Here is a 4,274-nt window from a genome sequence, read left to right on the forward strand (position 1 = left end):
TTTTTTGAAAGATCTCCTTCTCCTAATTCTATTACATTCCCATAACTTGATGCATACGGATATTCTGCTTTAGTTTCCTTATTTTTTTCAGGCATTCTAATTTTAGTTTCAGCTTTTATCTGACCATCATCTTTGACAAAAAACCTCATATCTCCTGCAAAAGCTAATCCATCCACAATATCATTAATATTAGCGTATAAATCAAATGTCATCGTTTTTGAATGGGAATCATACTTGGTCGTTTTGATTTCTATCGATTTATAGTTATTTCCATAGTATACCTTGGCATTTTTAGAAACATTACTGATCTTTCCAAGAATTTCAAAGTGTCCATCTTTAGATGGGTTTAGAATGCCATAAATTTTTGATTTGATTTCATCAAGTTTTTCAGTTTCATATTGTAAGGCACTACCATCGTCATAAGCAATGATATTTCCCTTATCATCGTATTTATAATCGTATTCCTCTATTCTCTTACCAGTTTCACTTGTAAAGTCATCAACTTCTCTAAATTTCTTTTTAATTAGTTTCTTTAAGTCTTTAGTTTCAAAGTCTCTAATTGTTGAAATAGTTTTATGAATAGTCAAGCTAGATTTTTCTTCGATAGACTCTTCATTTTCTTGATGATGTTCTACTTCAGTTGTATCTTTTTTAAGACTATCCTCTTTTCTATTTTCTAAATTTTTAAATTTAGATTCGGAAATCTCGCCAAGCTTTTGGTATTTAGATGAATCTTGATCAGGATCTACTAGATAATAGGAAATCATCCCATTTTCATCAGCATGATCAGCAAATTTAATTCTATGAATCTTTGTGAAATTGCTAGAACCGTCTAATGCAATCACTTCAATGATTTTGCCTCTTAAATCTCCTGCACCTTTAATTTCATAAATGGTATTTCCGTCTTTGTCAAGTTTCCTATTTCGTCCTTGACCCTCACCTGCATAAGTGACCTCAAGATTTTTTTCAACCTCTCCATCTTCATTAACAAGAGCGGCCCCAGCATACCAAACTTCGTTGGCAATCTCGTCAAATTTTTCAGGATGTTCTTTTTGATCTCTCGCAAATAGCGTTTCATTCTTGTATTGCTCTTTGACCTTGTGATAAGTATCCTTTGTAATCAACTTAATTTTTTCAGGGTTTGAAAAATCAATTGAAACAATCTTTGGAGGGGTGTTATCAATTTTTACAGGAATATAGGAAACCTGCCATGGGTAATCCTTGGTTAATCTATATTTAAATTTATAGAAATATTGGCCTTCCGCAATCGGTTCAAATTGTCCTCGTATCTTAGTAGCAGGATCTTTTTTGTCATTACTTTCTGGGGCATTTTCTTCTCTACCTCTTGGGTTATAAATGAGTCCATCCCATTTCAAGTCACCCCAAACTTTTAGCTTAGAAGATTTAATGCCCTTTGCATCATTTCTTTTAGAGTTTAAAATTCCTTTAATAAAGTGTTCTCTCGAAATGACTTTTAAGTCTCTTTGATTTTCTCCTTCTTTATTTGTATTTACTATTGAAATCACTCCTTCTTCTGCACTTCTTAATACAAGTGGAGAAGGCGTTAATCCTCTCTCAAGTTGAGCATCTTGAGGATTCCCATTTGAATCTAAAGGATAAATTTTAGCAATATTAGAACCACTTGATGAGGGTGCGTTGATTCCTTCGTTATTGAAAGCAAATAATTCTGGATTTTGATCTAGGGATGTTGTATTTTTATCTTTTCTATTTTGTATAACTCCTGCTGGATTAAATTTATCTATACCATGTTCTCCTCCAATCCCCTTATTTAAGGTACCTGGAATTTTTGGTTTGCCATCATCATCATAACCTTCCATTGCTTTTGATTTTGATCCTTCTTCCCAGGCCCATTTATCAAGGATTGGTTCGTGGTTCCAATTCCCAGCAAATCCCATTAGAGGCATCGATAAAGAAGGTTGGAAGTTTCTTTTCTTCCCGTTGGAGTTTAGAGCTTCCATTTCTTCCACTGACTCAAAATGAATAAATGATTCTACAAATTTATTTTTATTTTTTGCTTCCCCAACATTTATAACCGCATTTAAATCAAAGCTGGAATTTGGACCTATAGTGAAAGTGTCATGCTCAAATGTGATATTTGCTCCTTTGACTTTTTCTGGGTGAATTTCTGGAACAATTTGCTTCCCGTCCGGAGATTTTTCATCTTTATATGTTTCATCGAGTTTTAGCCTATCAGTTAGAGCATCTGTAGTTACAGTTGATGCAGAAACTTTAAAGGTTAAAGGTCTGTTTGAGGTATTGTGAAGCTTAATTGTAAAGTATTTTTTATCACCTTTTATTTCTTTAAGAGAAATGGAACCATATGAATTTACCAAACCTTTAGAATCTGTATTTTTGAAAGTTGCTACAACTTCATTTCTCAAAGCGTTGGCAACATTAATTAGACCTGCTCCCTGTTGTCTAGGTGATGCAAAGTATTGACTCTTTTCTTTCCAAGAGGTTGCATCCATCATCGGTCTTGCAGTATTTTGTAAGGCTATTTTTGTAAGACTTGTAAGGTCTATTTTGTCATCTCCCTTAAGATTTTTCAAGACAGGTCTTTCAAGCAATTCCTTTAATTTTGGTCGAATCAAAACAGTAGAAGCTGCTACGATTGGAGTTGCCATACTAGTTCCTGACATATAACCATAAGTGGATTTACCATTGATAACATTTAGAGTGGATTTAATATTTTTACCAGGTGCTGAAACATCCGGTTTTAAAAGCAAGTCTGTTCTTGGCCCCCAAGATGTAGACCCTGCTGGGACTATAATATCTTCTTTATAAAGTTCTTTGTCTGTGTCAGCTGCAAATTTAAAGTCAATTTCTTTTTCATCACCTACATTCGGTTTATTAGAATTATAGCTTTCCATATCAATTGGATAGTATTGTTCTAAGTTATCTTTAAAATCTTCCTTATTATTTCTTTTGACTTCAGTTTTTTTATCAGGGTTAATCATGTTCCATAATTTTACACCATCATCTCCTGAAATTGAAAATACTTGACTTTTAGTCCCTTCATCCGCTTCATATCCCATAGCTGGAAGGTCTGTCCAATTATCTCTATTGTAGTAATTTACAGTATTTACAACCATAATGGCACGTGCGCCTTTATCCATAGCTCTTTTAAAAGCATCTTTTAAATCCTTGGTATAAATTCTATCCATTACTGCAATTTTGCCCTTAAGATCCAAGCCTATCAAATCCTGGTCTTGACCTTTGCCTATATATACAAATTTTAATTTATTTGGAGTTTTTGACCCATCCTCATTGGTTAGGATTTTATTTTTATCGAAAAAAGCTCCTATATTTCTGTATTTAAAACTTTGTCCTCCAATGTTAACTTTATCAAATTCAACTGTCTGATTTTTAGCAGAAGCGACCGCTATCGCATCTTCATGTGCTGCAGTTCGCGTTACATTTCCAGTGTCGGTCATTTTCAGATTATTATTGGCCACTAAATCCCATGAAGAACTTGAAGCAGAAGTCGCAAAATTACCTGTAGCAACAACCATTGGGATTCCAGCTTTTCTTAATGCTCTAATAGCCTCCCAATATTTCTCGCCTACAAGACCTGTTCCCGTAAAGCCAGATGATACCGAAACAACATCGACATTGTGTTTGATCGAATCTTCAATAGCATGAAACATTGTTTCATCACCCGCAAACCCAGATCCTGCGTCAGAGTACATTTTATAAGAGAAAATTTGTGCATTAGGCGCAATTCCATCTATGCCATTAAAGTTCTTGATGTCTTTTTCAGTATCATTTCCAGCAAGAATCCCTGCAATATGCATCCCATGTGGGTCAAAATAATCCCTACCATCATCATATTTTTCTACAGTGATTTTACCACCATTATAATAATTGAACGCATGAGGGATTTTATCACTCAACCAATAATTTTTATCAGTGCCTTTTAAGTCATCTTTTTTAAATTTCATCGAGTCTTTGGCATCATCATCGATTCTCATAGCCTTATGCCTATAATCTGTTCCAGTATCGATATTTGAAATAACCATACCTCTACCATCAAAATTTTTCCCAAATGGAGCATTAATAGACTTTAGGTAATCAATAGCTTCCTCAACTCCAATTTCCTTTCTGGCATGATTCATCATTGGTTGGACTTTTTGTGATCGTTCAACCGACGAAACACCTTCTATTTGTTTAATTTTGTCCAAATTATCTGGAGTTGTTTCAATGGCAGCGCCATTAAAAATCGTATTATAGGTATATAAAACTTTTGTATCCTT

General features: G+C 34.1%; 1 protein-coding gene. It reads right to left on the reverse strand.

Features of this window, described 5'->3' with window-relative positions; genetic code table 11:
* Positions 1–4,274, reverse strand: a 4,274-nt coding sequence (locus GMD4S_RS10545; RefSeq protein ID WP_000574654.1) for a S8 family serine peptidase, incomplete at both ends; no start/stop codon positions are given.

It is taken from the genome of Streptococcus sp. GMD4S (assembly GCF_000296955.1).